Source organism: Litchfieldella xinjiangensis (assembly GCF_000759345.1).
Taxonomy (GTDB): Bacteria; Pseudomonadota; Gammaproteobacteria; order Pseudomonadales; family Halomonadaceae; genus Litchfieldella_A; species Litchfieldella_A xinjiangensis.
The window spans coordinates 1,502,418-1,525,865 of record NZ_JPZL01000001.1; the positions used below are offsets into that span (position 1 = coordinate 1,502,418).

The 23,448-nt window shown below is 62.7% G+C and carries 16 protein-coding genes; 2 read left to right on the top strand and 14 right to left on the bottom strand.

Translation table 11 applies throughout. From position 1 onward, the window contains the following. Window positions 1-138: 138 nt before the first annotated feature. From JH15_RS07015 to JH15_RS07040, 6 genes are all read right to left on the bottom strand, one after another. The gene (locus JH15_RS07015; RefSeq protein WP_043528319.1) at window positions 139-1,389 is read right to left on the bottom strand and encodes an aspartate kinase; all 1,251 of its coding nucleotides are present in this window, start codon (window positions 1,387-1,389) and stop codon (window positions 139-141) included. Between the two features lie 66 nt (window positions 1,390-1,455). Beyond that, entirely contained in the window at window positions 1,456-4,065 is a 2,610-nt protein-coding gene (gene alaS, locus JH15_RS07020) for an alanine--tRNA ligase (protein WP_043528322.1), read from the bottom strand. 166 nt (window positions 4,066-4,231) lie between these two features. Further along, window positions 4,232-4,732, bottom strand: coding sequence for a regulatory protein RecX (locus tag JH15_RS07025; protein WP_043528324.1), 501 nt, complete (start codon window positions 4,730-4,732; stop codon window positions 4,232-4,234). Window positions 4,733-4,735: 3 nt separating this feature from the next. Further along, on the bottom strand, window positions 4,736-5,803 hold the full coding sequence (gene recA, locus JH15_RS07030) for a recombinase RecA (RefSeq protein ID WP_043528327.1): 1,068 nt from the start codon (window positions 5,801-5,803) through the stop codon (window positions 4,736-4,738). A 132-nt stretch (window positions 5,804-5,935) separates the two neighbouring features. Then, window positions 5,936-6,412 carry a CinA family protein gene (locus tag JH15_RS07035; protein WP_422730553.1) on the bottom strand — a complete coding sequence of 159 codons (477 nt, stop codon included), beginning with the start codon at window positions 6,410-6,412 and terminating at the stop codon, window positions 5,936-5,938. Window positions 6,413-6,551: 139 nt separating this feature from the next. Then, window positions 6,552-10,460: an AsmA family protein gene (locus JH15_RS07040; protein WP_043528331.1), complete on the bottom strand. Its 3,909-nt coding sequence runs from the start codon at window positions 10,458-10,460 to the stop codon at window positions 6,552-6,554. Window positions 10,461-10,668: 208 nt separating this feature from the next. Here JH15_RS07040 and mutS point away from each other — a divergent pair, with 208 nt between their 5' ends. Then, window positions 10,669-13,275 carry a DNA mismatch repair protein MutS gene (mutS, locus tag JH15_RS07045; protein ID WP_043528333.1) on the top strand — a complete coding sequence of 869 codons (2,607 nt, stop codon included), beginning with the start codon at window positions 10,669-10,671 and terminating at the stop codon, window positions 13,273-13,275. Between the two features lie 217 nt (window positions 13,276-13,492). Beyond that, window positions 13,493-13,816, top strand: a complete 324-nt coding sequence (fdxA, locus tag JH15_RS07050; protein ID WP_043528335.1) for a ferredoxin FdxA — start codon at window positions 13,493-13,495, stop codon at window positions 13,814-13,816. A gap of 585 nt (window positions 13,817-14,401) precedes the next feature. Here fdxA and eno read toward each other — a convergent pair. The 8 genes from eno to pcaF all read right to left on the bottom strand — a co-directional run bounded on the left by eno (window position 14,402) and on the right by pcaF (window position 23,445). Next, window positions 14,402-15,697 carry a phosphopyruvate hydratase gene (gene eno / locus JH15_RS07055; protein ID WP_043528337.1) on the bottom strand — a complete coding sequence of 432 codons (1,296 nt, stop codon included), beginning with the start codon at window positions 15,695-15,697 and terminating at the stop codon, window positions 14,402-14,404. A 58-nt stretch (window positions 15,698-15,755) separates the two neighbouring features. Next, a complete protein-coding gene (gene kdsA / locus JH15_RS07060) occupies window positions 15,756-16,607 on the bottom strand; it encodes a 3-deoxy-8-phosphooctulonate synthase (RefSeq protein ID WP_043528339.1) in 852 nt (283 codons plus the stop codon). Window positions 16,608-16,631: 24 nt separating this feature from the next. Next, the gene (locus tag JH15_RS07065; protein WP_043528342.1) at window positions 16,632-18,293 is read right to left on the bottom strand and encodes a CTP synthase; all 1,662 of its coding nucleotides are present in this window, start codon (window positions 18,291-18,293) and stop codon (window positions 16,632-16,634) included. 174 nt (window positions 18,294-18,467) lie between these two features. Then, complete coding sequence (pcaG, locus tag JH15_RS07070; RefSeq protein WP_052383934.1) at window positions 18,468-19,100, bottom strand: protocatechuate 3,4-dioxygenase subunit alpha; 633 nt, start codon at window positions 19,098-19,100, stop codon at window positions 18,468-18,470. Window positions 19,101-19,113: 13 nt separating this feature from the next. Further along, entirely contained in the window at window positions 19,114-19,845 is a 732-nt protein-coding gene (gene pcaH, locus JH15_RS07075) for a protocatechuate 3,4-dioxygenase subunit beta (protein ID WP_043528345.1), read from the bottom strand. Between the two features lie 85 nt (window positions 19,846-19,930). Further along, entirely contained in the window at window positions 19,931-20,905 is a 975-nt protein-coding gene (pcaQ, locus tag JH15_RS07080) for a pca operon transcription factor PcaQ (RefSeq protein ID WP_231566381.1), read from the bottom strand. Window positions 20,906-20,968: 63 nt separating this feature from the next. Then, window positions 20,969-22,168: an alpha/beta fold hydrolase gene (locus JH15_RS07085; RefSeq protein ID WP_043528347.1), complete on the bottom strand. Its 1,200-nt coding sequence runs from the start codon at window positions 22,166-22,168 to the stop codon at window positions 20,969-20,971. Window positions 22,169-22,227: 59 nt separating this feature from the next. Then, on the bottom strand, window positions 22,228-23,445 hold the full coding sequence (pcaF, locus tag JH15_RS07090; RefSeq protein WP_043528348.1) for a 3-oxoadipyl-CoA thiolase: 1,218 nt from the start codon (window positions 23,443-23,445) through the stop codon (window positions 22,228-22,230). Window positions 23,446-23,448: the final 3 nt, after the last annotated feature.

Sequence of the window (23,448 nt, forward strand, 5' to 3'; positions counted from 1 at the left end):
CAATATGACAGCGCATTATGCGTCATGCTTGCGCCTGGGCCAAATGCACCCGTTCCCTGACACCCGGAACCCTCGTTGAATAAAGGTCGAACAGGCATCTTTTCATTAGCATAGAACGTTTATAGCGCTTGCAAGTACTTATTCTGCTTCGATATCTGACTTGTCCAAGCCAAATGCAGTATGCAGGGCACGTACCGCGAGTTCCATATGCTTTTCATCGATCACCACCGAAATCTTGATTTCGGAAGTAGAGACCATGCGGATATTGATGTTCTCGTCCGCCAGAATACGGAACATCTTCGAGGCCACGCCCGCGTGGGAACGCATGCCGACGCCGACCAGCGAGACCTTGGCGATATTGTCGTCACCGCGCAGCTCACCGCCACCCAGGTCGGGGATGACCTGATCCTGCAGGATGCGCATGGTCTGCTTGAAGTCGCCCTTGGCGACGGTAAAGGTGAAGTCGGTGTAATCACCGACCGGCGCCACGTTCTGAACGATCATGTCGACTTCGATATTGGCGTCGGCGATCGGACCCAGGATGCGGGAAGCCACACCGGGAACGTCCGGCGTGTTGAGCAGGGTCAGTTTTGCCTCATTTTTCGTGAAGGCGATACCGGAGATCAGCGGTTCTTCCATGGAGTCCTCTTCGTTATCTGTGTCTGCAACGATCAGAGTGCCGCCACCGTCCTCGAAACTCGACAGTACACGCAACGGCACGTTGTATTTCCCGGCGAATTCCACCGCGCGAATCTGCAGGACCTTGGAGCCCAGGCTCGCCAGCTCAAGCATTTCCTCGACGGTGATCGTATCCAGGCGCTGTGCCTTGTTACACACCCGTGGGTCGGTGGTGTAGACGCCGTCCACATCGGTATAGATCTGGCATTCGTCGGCCTTGAGGGCCGCTGCCAGAGCCACCCCGGTCGTATCCGATCCACCACGGCCGAGGGTCGTGATATTGCCGTCCTCGTCGACACCCTGGAAACCGGCCACGACCACGACCTGGCCGTCATCGAGATCGGCCCGCAGCTCGTCGGTCTCGATGCGCTGGATCCGCGCCTTGGTGTGGGCGCTGTCGGTCTGAATACCTACCTGCGCCCCGGTGTATGAGGTCGCGGGTACACCGATCTTGTGCAGTGCCATCGCCAACAGCGAGATGGTGACCTGCTCACCGGTCGACACCAGCATGTCCATCTCACGCGGTGTGGGTTCGTCATTGATCTGGCTGGCCAGATCGACCAGTCGGTTGGTCTCGCCGCTCATGGCCGAGACGACCACCACGACCTGATGCCCTTCGTTGCGAAAGCGTTTCACCTTCTCGGCAACGGCCTTGATGCGCTCGACTGAGCCCACCGAGGTGCCGCCGAATTTCTGAACGTATAGCGCCATGGCAAAGTGCTCTGGTTGAAGTGAATGATAAATGAAGGGCCGAGCGTACTCGCCCGGCCCGAATCCTTAACCGAGTTGTGTTTCCACCCAACCCGGCACGCTGGCCAACGCATCAGGGAGCGCCGCGGGATCGCTACCGCCCGCCTGGGCCATGTCCGCCCGGCCACCGCCCTTGCCGCCGACCTGACTGGCCACGTGATTGACCAATTCGCCCGCCCTCACGCGCCCCGTGAGATCGTCGGTGACCCCGGCAATCAGGTTGACCTTGCCGGCCTCGCGATCGGCCACGCCCAGCACGATCACACCTGAGCCCATCTTCTGCTTGAGCTGATCGAGGACGCCGCGCAGCTCCTTGCCTGAAACACCTTCGAGTTGCTTGGCCAGCAATTTCACGCCGGCGACGTCGCGTGCCTCGGAAAGCATGTCGCTGCCTGCGGCACTGGCCAGCTTGGCCTTGAGTCGCTCGAGCTCCTTCTCCAGGCTACGGTTACGCTCGATCAGCGACTCCACCCGGCTCTCGACCTGCTCCGGCTTGGCCTTGAGACGCTCGCCAATACGCAACAACCGCGCTTCCTGGGCCTGGAAATGCGTCAGCGCATTCTCGCCGGTGATCGCCTCGATACGACGAACCCCGGCGGCAATCCCGGTTTCCGCGACGATATGGAAGCTACCAATATCGCCACTGCGCGACACGTGGGTGCCCCCACACAGCTCGATCGAGAAATCGTCGGCACCGATCGTCAAGACGCGCACGTTATCGGCATACTTGGCCTCGAACAGCGCTGCCGCGCCCTTGGCCTTGGCGTCGTCGAGACTCATATGCTCGATGCGCGTAGACGCGTTCTCGAGGATCTGGGCGTTGACGATCGCCTCGACTTCCGCAAGTTGCGCCGGGGTCATGGCCTCGAAGTGGCTGAAGTCGAAGCGCAGGCGCTCGGCACTGACCAGCGAGCCTTTCTGCTGCACATGATCGCCCAGCACCATGCGCAGCGCCTTGTGCAGCAGGTGGGTCGCCGAGTGGTTGCGAACGGTAGCGGCACGCAACCCAGAATCGACCTGGGGCGTAACGGCGGCACCTACCTTGAGGCTGCCTTCGACCATCACGCCCTTGTGCAGGTGATGCCCCGCCTGCTTCTGGGTATCGGTGACCTGGAAGCGCCCTGTCGCAAGGTGCAGATACCCCGTATCGCCAACCTGCCCCCCCGACTCACCATAGAACGGCGTGCGATCGAGCACCACCACGCCCTTCTGGCCTTTCTGCAGCGATGCCAGGGCATTACCCTCACCATCGACCAGGGCCATCACCTGGGCGCTGTCCTCGAGCGTATCGTAGCCGGTGAAAGCAGTTTCGCCCTCGAGCTCCAGGGCTGCCGAGTAGTCGGCGCCGAACTGGCTCGCGGCACGTGCCCGCTCGCGCTGGGCCTCGAGTTCGCGCTGGAAGCCGGCCTCATCGAGACGCACACCGCGCTCGCGGCAGACATCGGCGGTCAGGTCGAAGGGGAAACCATAGGTGTCGTAGAGCTTGAAGACCGTCTCGCCGGGCAGTACGTCACCCTGGAGCTCGGCTAGTGCCGCCTCGAGCAGGCCCATGCCATGATCGAGGGTACGCGCAAACTGCTCTTCTTCCTTGAGCAACACTTTCTCGATCTGGCTGCGCGCCTGGCGCAGCTCGGGATAGGCCTCGCCCATTTCGGCATCGAGGGCTGCCACCAGCTGGTGGAAGAAAGGCTCGCTCGCGCCGAGTTTGTGACCATGGCGGATGGCACGACGGATGATGCGACGCAGGACGTAGCCGCGCCCCTCGTTGGAGGGAAGCACGCCATCGACGATCAGGAAAGCGCACGAGCGGATGTGGTCGGCGATCACCCGCAGCGAGGGTGCTGCCGTGTCGTCATGGCCGGTGGCCTTGGCGGCCGCGTCGAGCAGGTTCTGGAACAGGTCGATCTCATAATTGGAATGCACGCCCTGGAGCACCGCCGCCACCCGCTCGAGGCCCATGCCGGTATCGATCGACGGCTTGGGCAGCGGATTGAGCGTGCCGCTGGCATCACGATCGAACTGCATGAATACCAGGTTCCAGATTTCGATGTAGCGATCGCCGTCTTCTTCGGGGCTGCCGGGAGGCCCGCCCCACACATCCGGACCATGATCGAAGAAAATTTCCGAGCTCGGGCCGCAGGGGCCGGTATCGCCCATTTGCCAGAAATTGTCTTCATCGAGCCTGGAGAAGCGCGACGGGTCGATGCCGATCTCTTCCTTCCAGATTTTCTCGGCTTCGTCGTCGGTGATGTGCACGGTGACCCAGAGCTTCTCGGCGGGCAGGCCCAGACGCTCGGTCAGAAACGTCCAGGCAAAGCGAATGGCGTCACGCTTGAAGTAGTCGCCGAAGCTGAAGTTGCCCAGCATCTCGAAGAAGGTATGGTGACGCGCCGTGTAGCCGACATTGTCAAGGTCGTTGTGCTTGCCGCCAGCGCGTACACAACGCTGGGACGATGTTGCGCGGACATAGGGGCGAGGGTCGCGTCCCAGGAATACATCCTTGAACGGCACCATGCCGGCATTGGTAAACAACAGGGTCGGGTCGTTACCGGGCACCAGCGAACTGGACGGCACGATAGTGTGCCCCTGCTCTTCGAAGAAATTCAGAAAGGCCTGTCGTATGTCTGCGCTTTTCATAATTGACTCGTGGCGATAAGCGTAATGACGCAGGCGGTGCCGCTCGGCAATTCGCCCACAACCAGGCCCTGGCGCTGCCCGGCATCGTCGCAAAGGCCATGATTATAGCGCAGTCGTCAAGCAACTTTCATCGTGCCCCGTGAGCGGCGGCACGAGAGGGCATCCGCTAGATCGCGCCACCGGCGTCGTCCCAGGCATGAGCCATGGCATGACGGACCTGGTCGAAGTCGAAGCCACGACCGGCAAGGAAGCGTTCGCGGCGGGCGCGATCCCGGGGGGAATCCCCCGGCGAGGAAAAGCGACGTGACAGGGTCTCGCAGGCCAACGGGTACCAGTCGACACTCTCATCGCGTTCGTAGTCGGCGAGCGCCGCTCGGGCGTGAGCCCCGGTAATCCCTCGGGCACCCAGGTCGGCGAGGATTCGAAGGGGCCCCTGGCCCCGCCCGATGCGGGCACGAATGAAGTGTTCGGCGAAGCGCGTATCGCTCTGCAGGTTCTGCTCGGCCAGCGCATCGAGGCATTCGGTCACGGCGTCGGGGGAGTGCCCCTTGGCCGCCAGGCGGGAGGTCAGCTCGGCACGAGAGTACTCGCGCCGAGCCAGTAGGCGAATGGCATCATCGTGAGGCGACCCCTTGGGTGGGGTCTCATCCGGTGAGCGGCCCAGCATGGCTTAGAGCAGATCGTCTGCGCGATCGTCCTCGGCGGCCACGGCGGCGGCTTCCTCGTCCTTGTCGCGGGGCTCGACCTTGGCCAGCAACTGGTCGCGAATCTGTGTCTCGATCTCTTCCATGATGGCAGGATTATCTTCGAGGAACTGGGCGGCGTTGGCCTTGCCCTGACCGATCTTGTTGCCCTTGTAGCTGTACCAAGCACCCGCCTTGTCGACCAGATTGCACTGCACGCCCAGGTCGACCACCTCACCGGCATGGTAGATCCCCTTGCCATACAGGATCTGGAACTCGGCCTGACGGAACGGCGGGGCCACCTTGTTCTTGACCACCTTGACGCGGGTCTCGTTACCGGTGACCTCGTCACCCTGCTTCACCGAGCCGGTCCGGCGGATGTCGAGGCGCACACTGGAATAGAACTTCAGCGCATTACCCCCGGTCGTGGTCTCGGGGCTACCGAACATCACGCCGATCTTCATGCGGATCTGGTTGATGAATACCACCATGCAGTTGGCATTCTTGATGTGACCGGTGATCTTGCGCAGCGCCTGCGACATCAAACGCGCCTGCAGGCCGACGTGGGAATCGCCCATCTCGCCTTCGATCTCGGCACGCGGCGTCAGTGCTGCCACGGAGTCGATGATGATCACATCGACGCCGCCGGAGCGCACCAGCATGTCGCAGATTTCAAGCGCTTGCTCACCGGTGTCCGGCTGCGAGACCAGCAGGTCGTCGAGATTGACGCCCAGCTTCTCGGCATAGCTCGGGTCGAGCGCGTGCTCGGCATCGATGAAGGCGCAGGTCTTGCCCTGCTTCTGGGCCTGGGCGATCACCGACAGGGTCAGCGTGGTCTTGCCCGACGACTCCGGCCCGAAGATTTCCACGACCCGGCCGTAGGGCAGGCCCCCGATGCCCAGGGCGATATCCAGCCCCAGCGAGCCGGTGGAGACCGATGGCATCACGACTCGCGGGGTATCCCCCAGGCGCATCACGGTGCCCTTGCCGAATTGGCGCTCGATCTGGGAAAGCGCGGCGTTGAGCGCCTTGGAGCGATTGTCGTCCTGTGCCATCGATTTGGCCTCCTGAAACCTGGGGGGACGTAGACTAGCACCGGCCGATCGAGGTGGCGAACGGGCCGGGCGGCAGCGCATAATACTGTATGACTGCACAGTAGTTCAACTGGCAGCAGTATGGCCAATTTTTCAGTGGTCGTCGAGCCTGGATATCAGCCCGACGAGGGCCTCGCGAACCGCCGCCTCCCGCACCTCGGCACGACCGCCCGGGAAGACATGGCATTCGGCCACCTGATGCATGGAATCGCCCCAGGCCAGCCATACGGTGCCCACCGGCTTGGCCTCGCTGCCGCCCCCCGGGCCGGCCACGCCGCTGATCGCCACGCCCAGTTGGGCGCCGCTGTCGCGACAGGCCCCCGCCACCATCGCCTCGACCACCTGGCGGCTGACGGCGCCATGCGCCTCGAGAATCTCGGGCGATACACCAAGCAGGCGCGTCTTGGCCGCGTTGGAATAGGTGACGTAACCGGTCTCGAAATACGCGGAGCTTCCGGCCACCGCCGTGATGGCACTGGCCACACCGCCGCCGGTACACGATTCCGCCGTCGTCACCGTCAGGTGTCGCTTCAGGCAGGCTTGCTTTAGACGCTCACTCAGGATTCGCACTTCGGCATCGTGAGAATAATCGCTCAAGGTCACGCTCCTCCTCGCCCGATACTTGTGCCTGCAGCTTACCAGAAGCCATGAGCTGTAATGGAGCGTCCTGCCAGACCCCCGTACCCGGTCTTGTATCAGGGCCGTGTTCTCAGTTTTCCGCCTGCGTCCGCGACTCTTCCAGCACCTGCTGACAGCCGGGACCGACGCCTTCCCCCAGTCCCAGCTCCACCCACGGCAGTATCGCCAGGGGTGGCGCCACCAACGCGCCCAACACCGAGAGCACGCCATGCGCAATCAGTTCTCGGGACACCACGTCGAGCTGAGGATCGGTAAGGGGCCCTTGTATCCTGACCGGAGAGTCGGAGGCCAGCAGGCTGGGATCCTTCGGATGGGCCTCGAAGATGAGTTCCAGCCGCTCACGGTCCAGGTCGATTTCCCCGCCACCGGTGACATTCGAGTCAGCGGTATCGACAAAGAACTGATCGACCGCGGCAATGCCATTTTCGGCAGCGAGCCGGACATAGGCACAGCGCATGGGAACCTTATCGGACTCGGACAGAGCCGCCAGCAACCCTTCGCCCACGTCGAGCCCAATGACTTCCATCAATAACATGTCGAGCCGTCCCCGGGCCATCGCCAGTTCCGTCTTGCCGCCGAGGCTCGCCATGACTTCGTCCATGGAGCGACCGGCGAAATGCACCTGCCCTTGGCCTCCCAAGGTGCCTGCGGAGTCTTCGGCGATCTGCGGCGCACCGGCACGACGCAAGATTGGCTTGAGGTTGACCTGTTGTACCGATAGATCGAGGCTGCCATTCAGCGCCCGGCCACGAGCGTCCATGTGCAGTTGAGCCAGGGCGTTGCCACCACCCAGTTCCATGCGAAGCGGGTCGAGCGTCAGCACCCCGTTCTCCATAGTCAACTCCAGCGACACTTTCGTCAGCGGGACGTAGTCGGAATTGACGTCATCCGCGCTGTAGCGCACCTTGGCGTCCATGGTGCGCAATCCTTGCAGATCCCATTGGCGATCGGAGAACAAGCCCTGGCGCGCTTCCTCGCGACGGGCCCTTGCCTGCTGGGCAGGCGACGCAACCTCCCCACTGCCCGTTTCCGGGGGACTGCCGGTGAGCGGCGCCAGGTCGTCGAGGTCCATTCGCTGAGAATGCAGTGTCGCCCAAAGCATGTTGCGCTCACCCAGGCGCAGGCGAACATCACCGCTGACATCGCTGTCGCCAAAGGTGCCATCCAGATCCAGCATGCGAATCAGATCGCCCCTCACTCTCAACTCACCCTTCAACTCGTAGGGCGGCAGAGCGGGCAGGTTCAGTTCTGTCAGCTCATTCAGACGAGCCGGATTGGGCCCCGACAGCTCGAACGCTGTCTGGATGCGGCCGAGTTCCAGCGGCTTCTGGATCGTGCCGTCCACGCTCAGCCTGGACTGCCGGGAGGTGACCTGACCCTGGACGGGATAGGGCTTGTTCGGGTCGCGCAGGTTGAATAGCGGGCCCACATCAAGATCGTATTCGAAGGGTTCGCCATTGTGGCGCCCGTAACCCTTCAGGCGCACCCCCGGCGCCGAAGTCCCCGCCAGGTCGATGGCATCGGCATTGATATGTACGAACAGATCCTTCGAGGGTAACCGGTAATCGAGCGATGTCTCGTCCGCGACCAGTTCGCCGTCCTCTAGCTGGACATTCAGTCGTCCGTCCAACGACCCTAGATCGCTATTGCCCAGCGGGGCCAAGGCATCGCCCAGGTCGAATTGGGAAAGTTGCGCATCGATATCGCCACTCAATGTCTGCGGCTGGATATTCAACACCCCCTGGGCCGTCAACGCTCCCTGGCCCTGTTCCAGATGCAGGTTCTGTACGTCCAACCGACCCGCCTCGAGCCCCCCCTGCAACGCCACGTTGCGCAACTGCCTGCCGCCGTAGCTTAACCGCTCTATCGAAAGATCGACCTGGGCATTGAAACGCCGCAGCGGCTCGAGCCCCTCCGCCAGATCCCGGTCCCAGGTAGCGTCGTCTTTCGGCGCATCAGCTTCCTGAACAGCCTCCTCGCCGCCCCCTTGCGTCACGCCCAATTGCGCCAGATCCAGATGACCGATGTCGAGCTGGGCTTCGATGTTCGGGCGGTTGCCCTTCTCTGCGGCATTGGCAGGCAGTTGCAGCCCGATGCGGCCATCCCAGGTACCTAACCCGCCATAGCCGAACGGCGCCAGTGCCTCGTTCATGCCCACCTGGGAAAGCTGCGCTTCCAGATTGGCGGTCAGGGTCTTTTCGCGAATCTCGACCTGACCCTGAGCCGCCAACTCGCCCTGATCCTGGATCGCATGCAAGCGTTCGACATCCAACCTGCCTGCCTCGAGACTGCCCTGCAGTACGACATCGCTGAGCTGGGAGTCGCCGTAACTGAGCCGTTCGACCGAGAGATCGACCTGAGCATTCACCCTCCGCAGCGGCGCGAGCTGCTGTGCCAGCTGGTGATCCCAGGCCTTTTCTTCCTGAGGCTCGGCTGACCCCTGCGACTCGTCGTCCCGGGGCATGACGCCCAGTTGCGTCAAGTTGAGATGCCCGATATCGAGCTGAGCGCTAACCTGTGGCCGGGTTTCCGGCGATGCCGCGTTGGCCGGCAGGTCCAGGTCGATCTGGCCGCTCCAGGTGCCTAGCCCGGCATAGCCCAGCGGGGCCAAGGCCTCGTCCAGATCGAGCTGGGAAAGCTGCGCGTCAAGATCGGCAGTCAGAGTATTGTCACGAATGTCGATGTGTCCCTGAACCGTCACTTCCCCCGGCGTTTGACCATCCGCTTCCTGGTCGGCCTGCTGCTGATCCTGGTCCTGGGACTGGCCTTGAATGGCATGGAGGCGCTGGATGGACAGGGTTCCCTGGTTCAGCGAACCCTTTACGGCGACGTCATCAAGTACGTGGTCGGCGTAAGCGAGGCGCTCGACCGTCAGATCGACCTGCGCATCGTAGTTCTGAAGCGGTGCCAGCAGTTGGGCCAGGCGTTGATCCAGGGGCATCGATGCGTTTGCGGCATCATCCTGATCAGCCTGCGTTGCCTGCTCTTCATCGAACAGGCCCCAGCGCGCCAGATCGAGCCGGTCGGCCTTGAGCTGGGCGTCGATCTTGGGCCGCTCTCCCCGCATGTCGACACTGACCGAGCCTTGTATCTGGGACTCACCCAGCCGAGCCGTGGCGCCCTCGATCGACCATTGCTGATCCCGATGGCTGATCTGTCCATTCAACTCGAGCAAGGGCAGCTCAAGCAGGGGGCGACCGAGTATGTCTGCCAGGTTCGCCGTCTGAGGAGCCGATACGTCCAGCTGCCCCTCCAGGCTGGTCGGTTGGGAGACATCGGGAAGGCGGCCATCGAAGCTCGCCTGCACTTCGCCGAGATGACCCTGCAACGTGATCGGGTAAGCGTTGTCGCCATTGCCTGTCATGGCCTGAGACGGCGCTCCACCGTGGCCACTCAGTTCGAGCGGCAGCCCCTGGAATTGCCCTTGCGCCTCGATCATCAGCTCGCGTGAACCACCATCGTTACTACGGGTATGGAAATCCGCGCTCAGGTCCGCCTCCAGGTTGGGGTCCCGGTAAGTCAGGTGGCCCTCGTCGATATCGACAATGTCGGGACTGATACCAAGCCCACCACCCTGGGCGTCCTGCTTGTCGGTCAGTGCATCCCAATTCGATACACCATCTTTGCGCCTGGACAGATGAGCCACCGGCCGGCTCATCCCGAGCCGTTGCAACTCGACCTGCCCCGTCAGCAGCGCACCTGGGTCGAGCGCAATCTCCAGCGCCTCGATGTCCAGCATCTGGTCATGTGTCGCCCAGCCGGGATTGGCAACCGAGATTTCCTCGAGGCGCACCGTCAGTGGCCAGCCCCAACCGATATCCAGGCTGCCGATTTCGACATCGCGCCCATTCAAGCGTTGACTGACTCGGTCTTCCAACCATGCGCGGGCCCACTGCGACTCCAGAAAGAATCCTCCAGCCACCAGTAACACCACGATGCAGGCCAGCGTGACGAGAATACGTCGAGCTGCCTTAGCCACGTCCACTCCTGGTTCAGTTCCTGCCGGTCGAGCGCTCCCCATCGCTATTCCTTGTAATAGGGGGCGGGTCACTACGAGCGTAGACGAACTGGCCATGTGGAACAGGACCATGTCAGCCTGTCGACCCCTGACCGGACTGCGATAGACTATTCAGCCAGCAACGCCCCAGGGCGATCCAGCCCACTGTCACACGGGAAATGCCAACCCCATGCAAGACGCGGTCGAGACAAAAAGTACCCAGCACACGCCGATGATGATTCAGTTCATGAAGATCAAGCGCGAGCACCCGGACGTGCTGCTCTTCTATCGCATGGGCGATTTCTACGAACTGTTCTTCGAGGATGCCAAGCGTGCGGCGGCGTTGCTCGACATCACGCTGACCCAGCGTGGCCAGTCGGCGGGGAAGCCGATTCCCATGGCCGGCGTTCCCTACCATAGCGCCGAAGGGTATCTCGCCCGCCTGGTCAAGGCTGGCGAGTCGGTGGCCATTTGCGAACAGATCGGCGACCCGGCCCTGGCCAAGGGGCCGGTGGAGCGCAAGGTGGTGCGTATCGTCACCCCGGGCACACTCTACGACGAGGCATTGCTCGACGCGCGGCGTGACAACCTGCTGGTCTCGTTGCATTCGCAGGGCAGTTGCTGGGGTATCGCCTGGCTGGAACTCTCCAGTGGACGCTTCAGCGTGCTCGAGGTCGAAGACGAGAGCGAGATGCTGGCCGAGGTGCAGCGCCTCGACCCCGCAGAGCTGCTGGTTGCCGACGGCCTGGCATTGCCGCCGAGCCTCACTGGACGCCGCGGCCTGCGCCACCAGAGCGAATGGCTTTTTGACCTGGAATCCGCGACGCGCATCCTGTGCGACCAGTTTGAGGTCCAGGACCTGCGCGGCTTCGGCTGCGCCCACCTCGAAGCCGCCCTGACGGCCGCCGGCGTACTCATCGAATACGCTCGCGATACGCAGCGCTCACGTCTGCCCCACGTGACGGCGATCGGCGTCGAGAGCCGTGATGACGCGGTGGTCATCGACGCCGCCAGCCGTCGTAATCTCGAAATCGATATCAATCTCGGGGGCGGCAGCGACAATACCCTGGCCAGCGTGCTCGATACCACCGCCACCGCCATGGGCTCGCGCCTGATGAAACGCTGGCTCAATCGGCCGCTACGCGACCATGCCCAGGTAAGTGGCCGCCAGGCTGCAGTACAGCTGCTACTCGATCGCGAGAGCTTCGTCCCCCTGCGCGAGAGCCTCAAGGCGATCGGCGATGTCGAGCGGATCCTGGCGCGGGTTGCCCTGCGCAGTGCCCGACCCCGTGACCTGGCACGGCTTCGCGATGCGCTGAATGCGCTACCTGACCTGCAACGTGATCTGGCCGATTTCCCCGAGGGGTCGGCACTCGACGATCTTCGCCATCATATTCGGCCCTACCCCGAGCTGGCCGACATCCTGACCCGAGCGATCATTGAGAACCCGCCGGTGGTCATTCGCGACGGCGGTGTGATCGCCGAAGGCTTCGACGATGAGCTCGACGAGTACCGTGGCCTGGCCGAGCATGCCGGCGAGTACCTGGTGCAGCTGGAAATCCGCGAGCGCGAGCGCACCGGGCTAAGTGGACTCAAGGTCGGCTACAACCGAGTGCATGGCTACTACATCGAGATTCCTCGCGCCCAGGCGCGCGAGATCCCTGCCGACTACATCCGTCGCCAGACGCTGAAGAATGCCGAGCGTTTCATCATTCCCGAGCTCAAGGAGTTCGAGGACAAGGCCCTGTCGGCCAAGTCGCGTGCGCTGGCCCGCGAGAAGCTGCTCTACGAGAGCCTGCTGGATAAACTCAACGCCGAGCTCGATACGCTGCAAGCCAGCGCCCGGGCGCTTGCCACCCTGGATGTACTGGCTGCCTTCGCCGAACGCGCCCAGGCCCTCGACTTCGTGCGCCCCCATCTTGCCGAGGCGCCGGGAATCGACATTCACGGTGGCCGCCACCCGGTGGTTGAGCATGTCAGCGGTGCGCCCTTCGTCCCCAACGACCTGGTACTCGACGACCGGCGCCGGATGCTGGTGATTACCGGTCCCAACATGGGCGGCAAGTCGACCTACATGCGTCAGGCGGCGTTGATCACCCTGCTGGCGCATACCGGCAGTTTCGTACCCGCCGACCGCGCCGAGATCGGTCCCGTGGATCGCATCTTCACGCGTATCGGCTCCAGCGACGACCTGGCCGGCGGTCGCTCGACCTTCATGGTCGAGATGACCGAAACCGCCAATATCCTGCACAATGCCACCGACCAGAGCCTGGTGCTGATGGACGAGATCGGCCGTGGCACCAGTACCTTCGATGGGTTGTCGCTGGCGTGGGCAAGTGCCGAGCATCTAACTCGCACGCGAGCCTTTACCCTGTTCGCGACTCACTATTTCGAGATGACAGCGCTCGCCGAGCAGGCGGAAGGCGTGGCCAACGTGCACTTGACCGCTGCCGAGCACAAGGATGGAATCGTCTTCATGCACCGCGTGGAGGAAGGCCCCGCCAGCCAGAGTTATGGCCTACAGGTGGCACAGCTGGCGGGCGTTCCACAGGCGGTGATCAAACGCGCCCGCGAAAAGCTGGGCTCACTCGAACAGCACGAGGTCGATCAGAGCAGCCGACGCCTTACCGCTACACCGGACACGGTGTCCGGTCAGGCCACAGCGGGGCCTCAACAAGCCGACCTGTTTGCCAGCACGCCGCACCCACTGCTGGAGGAACTCGCCGGACTCGACATCGATAGTCTGACACCACGCGATGCGCTAGCCCTGCTCTACTCGTGGCGTGAGACACTATAACCGCAACAAGGCGAACGCGGGACGCGAACCGGGCATTAGAGCATGCCGAATCGGTCTTGACGCTGCGCCCCATGTCGCTTGCCGTGAGCTTGGCGGCACGACTAGAATGTGTCGCCATTAGAATCGCCGCTTATATGACCGGCTTTGCTTATAACTGGCTAAATTCCGGTGTCGGTGCGCTCGGTATCGCCGCGCCCTACCCGATGAGGGAGATCCCATGACATTCGTCGTCACCGAAAACTGCATCAAGTGCAAATACACCGACTGCGTCGAAGTGTGTCCGGTGGATTGCTTTTACGAAGGGCCTAACTTTCTGGTCATTCATCCCGACGAGTGCATCGATTGCGCGTTGTGCGAACCGGAATGCCCCGCTGAAGCGATTTTCTCGGAAGACGAATTGCCCGATGACCAGAAAGCCTTCCTCGAGCTCAACACCGAGCTCGCCGAGGTCTGGCCAAACATCACCGAGAAGAAAGATCCCCCGGCCGATGCCGAGGAGTGGGACGGTAAGCCCGGCAAGCTGGAGTACCTCGAGCGCTAAGCCGAGTACCGGTCCAGAGACCGCCCAAGCGCCGCTGCCAACTTTGGCCTGCGGCGTTTTCATTTCTGTGCCATATTTCAAACGCGCACAAAAAAGGCGACCCGAAGGTCGCCCGCTCCCAGCCGTTCCCTTGGATAGCATCCCGCTACCCGAATTCCTGATGGTGACGTCCTTGCCAGGAGACAACATCCTGTCGCACCCAGCGCACCATGTCTTGCATCCCGTTTGCATCCTGCCGGAGAAGCGCTTCACCTCTCCAAATCCCAAGGTCATTGTGGCACTAACCGGGCACTTCTCAAACTCGCACAAAACCACCTTCCCGAGGCGTCCGCAAACGAAGACACCGGAAATAATACCTTAATTAACAGTTATCTATAACCGTATAAGCAAGACAAGCTTATATAGCGAATACTATAAAATGGCTAACTTCGACGGCTCTATGTAGGAAATATCTTACAAAAAATGGAGAGATTGACGACATCTCAAGCGGCCGGGGCGATACGGTGCAGCCTCTTGGCGACAGGCCAAGCCGAGTGTCAAAAAAGGGGAGGCATGGCGCCTCCCCCGTACTTACCCGACTCGATTTCAGCCTTGACCCTTGATGGCGGCAAGACCGGGGTAGCTTGCCTTGTCACCGAGCTGCTGCTCGATCATCAGCAAACGGTTGTACTTGGCGACACGGTCGCTGCGGCATAGCGAGCCGGTCTTGATCTGGCCGGCGGACGTCGCTACTGCCAGATCGGCAATGGTGGTGTCCTCGGTCTCGCCACTGCGGTGGGAGATGACCGCGGTGAAACCGGCATCCTGGGCCATCTTGATGGCATCCAGCGTCTCGGAGAGCGAGCCGATCTGATTGAACTTGATCAGGATGGAGTTGCCGATCTGCTCGTCGATGCCGCGCTTGAGGATACGCGTGTTGGTGACGAACAGGTCGTCGCCGACCAACTGCACGCGGCTACCCAGGCGATCGGTAAGGGTCTTCCAGCCATCCCAGTCGGACTCGTCCATGCCATCTTCGATGGAGACGATCGGGTACTGGTCGCAGAGCTCGGCCAGGTAGTCAACAAAGCCGGCCGCGTCGTAGCTCTTGCCTTCGCCCGCCAGATCGTATTGACCATCCTTGTGGAATTCGGTCGAGGCACAGTCGAGAGCGAGGGTCACGTCCTTGCCCAGGGTATAGCCCGCGTCCTCGACCGCCTGCTTGATCACTTCCAGCGCCTCGGCGTTGGAAGCCAGGTTGGGGGCGAAGCCGCCCTCGTCGCCTACCGCCGTGGCCAGGCCGCGTGCGGAGAGCACTTTCTTCAGTGCATGGAAGATTTCGGCCCCGGTACGCAACGCCTCACGGAAGCTCGGTGCCCCCACCGGCTGGATCATGAATTCTTGAATGTCGACGTTGTTGTCGGCATGTTCGCCACCGTTGAGGATGTTCATCATCGGAACGGGCATCTTGAACGTGTTGGGCGTGCCATACAGTTCGGCAATGTGAGCGTAGAGCTCGATGCCCTTGTCCGCCGCCGCGGCCTTGGCCGCCGCCAGCGACACGGCCAGGATGGCGTTGGCGCCCAGGTTGGCCTTGTTGTCGGTGCCGTCGAGCTCGAGCATGGTCTTGTCGAGACCGCGCTGATCGTTGGCGTCCATACCCAGCAGGCTGTCGCGGATCTTGCCGTTCACGGCCTCAACGGCCTTGAGCACCCCTTTGCCCAAATAGCGTGACTTGTCGCCATCACGCAGCTCGAGTGCCTCGCGTGAGCCGGTCGAGGCCCCGCTCGGTGCGCAAGCCACGCCCTTGGCGCCACCTTCCAGCACCACCTCGGCCTGAACCGTGGGGTTGCCGCGAGAATCGAGCACCTCGAGGGCGCGGATTTCGACAATCTTGGTCATGGTGTGTCGTCCTTTTTTGGTCAGCGTTGATCGGGTCGCATCGCGGGATGCGTGCCCCTCAGGATATCTGCAGGGGCGGCAAGCCCTTGATCAAGTCATCCAATGACTTGAGCTGGGAAAGAAACGGTTCGAGCTGGTCGAGCGGCAAGGCGCAGGGACCGTCGCAGAGCGCCTTGTCGGGGTCAGGGTGCGCCTCGAGGAACAGACCCGCCAGGCCGACGGCCACACCGGCCCGGGCCAGCTCGGCGACCTGCTGACGTCGCCCATCGGCGCTGTCCGAACGGCCACCGGGGCGCTGCAACGCATGGGTGACGTCGAAGAATAGCGGATAGCCGGTCTGCTTCATGTCGCCAAAGCCGAGCATATCCACGATCAGGTTGTTGTAGCCGAAGCTCGACCCGCGCTCGCACAGGATCAGACGATTGTTACCCGCCTCCTCGCACTTGCGAATGATGTGGCGCATCTCGTGCGGGGCAAGGAACTGCGGCTTCTTGATATTGATCACCGCCCCGGTCTCGGCCATGGCCACGACCAGATCGGTCTGGCGCGCGAGGAAGGCAGGCAACTGGATGATGTCGGCCACTTCGGCGGCAGGTGCGGCCTGCCAGGGCTCGTGGACGTCGGTGATGACCGGTACGCCATAGCGCTGCTTGACCTCGGCCAGGATCTCCAGGCCCTTCTCCAGCCCAGGGCCGCGAAAGGAGGTGATGGAGCTCCGATTGGCCTTGTCGTAGCTGGCCTTGAACACATAGGGAATGCCGAGCTTGCCGGTGGCCTGAACGTAGGCGTCGGCGACCTCGAGCGCCATCTCGCGGGACTCGAGGACGTTCATGCCGCCAAACAGCATCAGCGGCAATGAATTGCCGGCCCTGAGGCCGGCGAACTCGATGACGTTTTCCTGTCCTTGCATGCGATCTCCTTAGGCGTACCGCGATTAGCCTTGGGGTTGTGCCTGGGCATGCTGACGGGCACGCAGGTTCTTGTACTCGAGGGCGGCATTCAGGAAGCCGGAGAACAAGGGGTGCCCATCACGCGGGGTCGAGGTGAATTCGGGATGGAACTGGCACGCCACGAACCAGGGGTGGTCGGGCAGTTCGATCATCTCGACCAGCGATTGGTCGACGCTCTTGCCCGAAATCACCAGGCCCGCACGCTCAAGCTCATCGATGAATTGATTGTTGACTTCGAAGCGATGACGATGGCGCTCGACGATCTCCTCGGAACCGTAGGCTTCGTGCGCCTTCGAGCCACCCTTCAAATGGCATACCTGGCCACCCAGGCGCATGGTGCCGCCGAGATCAGAGGCTTCGTCACGCAGCTCGATCTTGCCCTCCGAATTGATCCACTCGGTGATCAAGCCAACGACAGGATGCAGGGTATCGTGCGTGAACTCGGTGGAATTGGCGTCTTTCCAGCCAACGACGTTGCGCGCATATTCGATGACCGCCACCTGCATCCCCAGGCAGATCCCCAGGTAGGGCACGTTGTTCTCGCGGGCGAACGTGGCCGTGGCGATCTTGCCTTCGACGCCACGCTCACCGAAACCACCGGGGACCAGGATCGCGTCCTTGCCCGCCAGACGCTCGGTACCGTGGCGCTCGATGTCCTCGGAATCGATGTAATCGATGTTGACCTTGATTCGCCCCTGGATGCCGGCATGGATCAACGCCTCGTTGAGCGACTTATAGGCATCGAGGAGTTCCATGTACTTGCCGACCATGGCGATATTGACCGACTTCAACGGGTTGAGCTTGGCGTCGAGCACACGAATCCACTCGGACAGGTCGGCCTCGTCAGCCTCGAGGCGCAGCTTGTCGCAGACGATCTCGTCCAGCCCATGCTCGTGCAGCATCAACGGGATGCGATAGATGGTATCGGCATCCTGGAGCGGTACCACGGCACGCTCTTCGACGTTGGTGAACAGCGCGATCTTGCGACGCTCGGTTTCCTCGAGCTCGACTTCGCTGCGACAGATCAGGATATCGGGCTGGATGCCGATCGAGCGCAGTTCCTTGACGCTATGCTGGGTCGGCTTGGTCTTGGTCTCGCCCGCGGTCTTGATGTAAGGCACCAGGGTCAGGTGCATGAACAGGGCGTGGTTGGCGCCCAGCTCGCTGCGAATCTGACGGATCGACTCGAGGAACGGCAGCGATTCGATATCGCCCACGGTGCCGCCGATTTCCACCAGCGCCACGTCGAAGCCCTCACCCCCGGCATAGACCCGGCGCTTGATCTCGTCGGTAATGTGGGGGATGACCTGCACGGTGCCACCCAGGTAATCGCCACGGCGCTCCTTGCGCAGCACATGCTCGTAGACGCGCCCGGTGGTGAAATTGTTGCCCTGGGTCATCTTGGTGCGGATGAAGCGCTCGTAGTGGCCCAGGTCGAGATCGGTCTCGGCGCCATCTTCGGTGACGAACACTTCGCCATGCTGGAAGGGGCTCATGGTGCCGGGATCGACGTTGATGTACGGATCCAGCTTGAGCATGGTGACCTTGAGGCCGCGTGCCTCGAGGATCGCCGCAAGCGAAGCCGACGCAATGCCCTTGCCGAGAGAGGACACAACGCCGCCGGTCACGAAGATAAATCGTGTCATGGAAAACCTGTCGAAACGTGATTCGGAAGGCGCAGCAGGAAACCGCGCCAGGATGGGTCGACAGAGTAGCAGATTCGGCCCCGCGGCTCAATTTCAAGCCGGTTACAAAAAATACCGCTGCGCGAAGGCAGCGGTACATGGCGCGGAGCACCAGGAAACATCGACACGAAACGACTAGAAGTCGAAGAAGACCGTTTCGCCCTCGCCCTGCAGCTTGATATCGAGACGATACCGCACGCGGCCGCCCTCTTCCTCGCGCTTGGCAATCAACGTCTGCCGACGGACCGGCGATTCGACCCGATTGAGCACCGGGCAGTGGGCATTGGCCTCGGCCTCGTCCTCGAAGTAAAGGCGCGTGTGGAGGTGAATATTCACACCCCGGGCAAAGAGCGTGACATTGATGTGTGGTGCCATCGTCTGTCCGTCGGCCGTCTTGACTGAGCCGGGCTTCACGGTCTTGAGGATAAACTCGCTGCCGCGGTCGAACGTGGTCGCAGTACGTCCAAAGCTGTTGAAAGGCTTTTTGAGATCGTACTCGGGCTGATAGTCGCCCCGACTGTCGGCCTGCCACGCCTCGATGAAGGCATCGCGCACCAGATCGCCATTGCCGTCGATCACGGTGCCGACCACCTCGATGTGCTCGCCTTCGGCTTCGGGCCTGGCCATCTCGTTCCAGATTTCCTCGTCGCGCACCGGGTTGCCCGCAGCGGCCAGGGCCAGGCCGATATGCACGTAGGGGCCGGCAGTCTGCGAGGCCGTCTCGCGCAGAACCAGCTCACTGGCGGGAACGCTATTGGGTTGTTTCATCAGGGCTCCCTCCTTACTGGTTCTCGAAGTAGGTTTGCAATTCGCCGCGAACCACCAGGTCGAAGCGATAGGCCAGGCAATCCATGGAATTGCTGCGCGCGATATCGAGACGACCGATCATGGTCTCGACGGCGTCGCGATCCTTCAGCGTGTTGACGATCGGGCAGATTGGGATCAACGGGTCGCCTTCGAAATACATTTGGGTGATCAACCGCGTGGAAATCGCCGGCCCCATCACCGAAACGTGGATATGCGCAGGGCGCCAGCTATTGACGTCGTTGGGCCACGGATAGGGGCCGGGCTTGATGGTGCGAAAGCGGTACCAGCCCTGCTCATCGGTCAAGGTGCGCCCCACTCCGCCGAAATTGGGATCAAGCGGCGCCAGGTAGGCGTCTTTCTTGTGACGATAGCGGCCACCGGCATTGGCTTGCCACATCTCGACCAGCGTGTGCGGTACCGGTTTGCCGAACTGATCGATGACGCGGCCGAACATGATGATGCGCTCGCCGATCGGCAGACCGTCCTGCCCCTTGCCCTCCCGAAAGTTGAGCAGCAGGTCATTATCGTGCGGTCCCATGCGCAGGGTACGGAAATCCGGCCCGGTCAGTTCGGAGGCACTGGGCTTCATCAGGCTGACCAGGGCCTGGTTCGGCGAGCGTGCCACCGTCGTCTTGTAGCCTGGGGCATAGGCCGGGGGATGCCAGTCACGGTCGCGCTGAACGAAGCGCTTGTCATGGTGAGTCATTGCTCGGTCTCGTTGATTCACGGTAGCGCCAGTGTGGCCAGATGCCGCAGGCATGCCAATTGACGTATGTTCTAGTGCCCATAACCTATGGGTTATGAGATGTACGACCTTGGTCCAAGCGTGCCGCCGCGACCTCGCGCAGCGCCTCGCAGAAAGCCTCCAGGGTCAGCGAGGAATTCAGTGTCGCATTGCTGCACATACCCACCGAACCGCCACGCGCCTCGAGCGAAAGCGCGAGTTCGGCCAGTTCCCCCTGAGCCAAGGCACCCGCAACGGCTTCATGCGGCGCGATCCATACGGCGTCGCTGGCCTGGACATACCCCAGGGAGACCGGCAATGACAAGGTCTCGAGTAGCCGGTCGGGCAGGGTCAGGGAGTGACGCACGCAGAAACTGTCGACCTGCTGGCGAAGCGTGGTTTGCGGCGGTGGCAGCACCCAGGGAAAGGCGTTGAGGCGAGCCGGGGGCAGTGGATCAATACCGGCCAGCGGATGGCCAGCCCGGACCACCAGCGACAAAGGCTCGTAGTAGAGGTGCTCGAAGGCCAGGTCGCGAATTTCTCGGGCTTCGGTCATACGCCCCACGACCAGGTCGAGCTCGCCCATGCGCAACCGTGACAGCAGGAAGGCACTCGAGCCCGTGACCACCGAAATGCCCACCTCGCCCTGCGCCATGCCGGGCTGGGCGTGCCAGCGCTGAATGGCGAGAGGCAGCAGCCGGCTCTCGACGGTCGACAGTGCCCCGACGCGAATCCAGCGCGCACCCTTGTGCCTATCGCCCACCGCCATCACACCTTCACCTAGGGCGCGCATGGCCGGCCCGGCATGGCGCAGCAATGTCAGTCCCGCCTGGGTCAACGCCACCCCTTGCGAGGTCCGCTCGAAGAGGTCGGTCCCAAGCACATCCTCCAGTTCGCGAATGGCCTTGGATATGCCTGGCTGGGTGATCGCCAACGCCTCGGCCGCCCGCGCGAAGCTGCGTCGCTTGGCGACTTCGAGGAAGGCCTGTAGATGGCGCAGCTTGATACGTGGATTGAGCATGGGCGAATAATCGGTAATCAAGAAGCCGTCACCTTCGCGCAATCGCTGCTCAAACGAAACCGCAATGGCACTCTGTTCATCCCGTTACGCTTCTCCGTCACCCCATCCCAGCTTCTTGGCCAAGGAAAACGCATGGTTGGCGGCCGGTACACCGCCATAAATCGCGACATGCATGAGCACCTGCCGCAGCTCAGCCTCGCTCAGTCCGATGCGCTTGGCGGTCTTGAGATGCAATTCAAGTTCCTCGCGCCCCAGCGCGGCCAGAATGCCGGTAGTGATCATGCTGCGCTCGCGGCGGGTCAAGTCGTCGTTGCTCCACAGCTCACCCCAGGCCAGACGGGTAATCATCTTTTGGAAGGGGGCGTCGAGGCTGGCTGCGGCGGCCGAGGCACGCGCGACATGCTCCTCGCCAAGCACCTGCTTGCGGGTTTCCAGGCCGTCGGCGTAAGCCACGCCGCGTTCCCCGGCGTCGCTGCGCGCGGCAGCCATCCACAGCAGCAGGCGCTTGGCCATCGCTTGGGGGTCTTCGACCGAGGGCACGTGGGCAAAGCCCTCGAGGATTTCGAGTGGCGCACCACCACACTCCCTAGCCAGGGTTTCCAGCGTATCGGGCGGTGTGGCCATGTCTTCGCTGCCGCCCAACAAGTGCACGCTGAGCCCAGGATGGTTGTCCAGGGCGCCCTTGAGTTGGCCACGGAAGTCGGTGACCGCCAGCATCTCGCACAACCGCGCGTAGCTCTCGGCATCGGTGCGCGCCATCTGGGTGCGCCAGCCTGTTTCCAGCGCAGGCTCGGCGGCCAGGCGTTCAGCAGAGAACCAGCGCGGTACGATGTCGCCGGAAATGGCCGTGAGGCCTTCACTGCGTACGCGTCCGGCGCGGGTCGTCCACATCTCGCCATTGCCGATGACCGCCCCGGTGTTGGTCAGAATCGCGGAGTAGAGCCGTTCGGCATGCTCGGCGATCAGATGCTGGCCGACCACGCCGCCAATCGAGGTGCCAGCAAAGTGGAAGCGCGAGACACCGGCATTATCGACCAGCGCCAGGGCCTCGTGGGCCAGCGCGGCGGGGGTGATCTCGCCACCGTCTTGTTGCCAGGCCTCGCTGGCCCCGTGTCCCGGCAGGTCCCAGGTCAAGACACGATAGCGTGGCAGTAGCGATGGTATCACGTCGTCCCACACCGCCTGGGTCATGCCCAGCGGATGCGCCAGCACCACCAACGGCAGCGCCTCGGGGCCCAGTAGCCGGTAGGCCACGCTGCGACCGTTTATCTCGAGAAATGCCATGTTAATCCTCCCTTATGGCTTTGAGCGAAAACACAGCGAGCGAAGACCAGACAAGGCAATCATACGCGCTCGATCAGCGTCGCAATCCCCTGCCCCACGCCAATGCACATGGTACACAGTGCAAAGCGGCCGCCGGTCAAGTGCAGCTCATGCATGGCACTGGTGACGATGCGCGCTCCCGACATGCCCAGCGGATGGCCCAGGGCGATGGCGCCGCCATTGGGGTTGACCCGCGGGTCGTTATCGTCGATACCCAGCTCGCGCAGACAGGCCAGCGCCTGGGCGGCAAAGGCTTCGTTGAGCTCGATATGGTCGAGCTGATCGAGGCTCATGCCCAGGCGCTTCAAGAGGTTCTGGGTGGCCGGTACCGGGCCGATACCCATGATGCGCGGCTCCACCCCGGCGGTCGCCATGCCGTGAATGCGCGCCATGGGCGTCAGGTTATAGCGCTTGACCGCGGCTTCGCTGGCGACAATCATCGCGGCGGCACCGTCGTTGACGCCGGAGGCGTTACCGGCCGTGACCGAGCCCATCACGCTGGAGCCGGCAGCCCGGAACGGCGTCGGCAGGCTGGCGAGCTTCTCGAGCGTGGTTTCGCGGGGATGCTCGTCGGTATCGAAGACCAGCGGGTCCTGCTTGCGCCGCGGGATCTCGACCGGGACGATCTCGCGCGCCAGGCGGCCATTGTCCTGGGCCCGCTTGGTCTTGAGCTGCGAGTCGTAGGCGAACCGATCCTGATCCTCGCGGGAGATCTTGAACTGCTCGGCGACGTTCTCGGCCGTTTCCGGCATCGAGTCGACCCCGTACTGCTTTCTCAGCAGCGGGTTGATGAAACGCCAGCCGATGGTGGTGTCTTCCATGGTCTGGGTGCGCGAGAAGGCGGTATCGGCCTTGCCCAGCACATAGGGGGCACGCGACATCGATTCGACACCGCCGGCGATCATCAGCTCGGCCTCACCGGCGCGCACGGCACGCGCTGCGGTACCGATGGCATCCATGCTCGAGCCGCACAGGCGGTTGAGGGTGGTGCCGGGCACGCTGGTCGGCAGGCCCGCGAGCAGCAGCGACATGCGCGCCACGTTGCGGTTGTCTTCACCGGCCTGGTTGGCGCAGCCCATGATGACATCCTCGATGGCGGCCGGATCGAGATCCGGCGCGCGTGCCAGCAGCGCCTCGAAGATACGTGCCGCCAGGTCGTCGGGGCGCAGGCTGGACAGCGCGCCACCGAATTTGCCGACCGCCGAGCGCACCGGGTGGCACAGGTAGACATCGTTCATTGC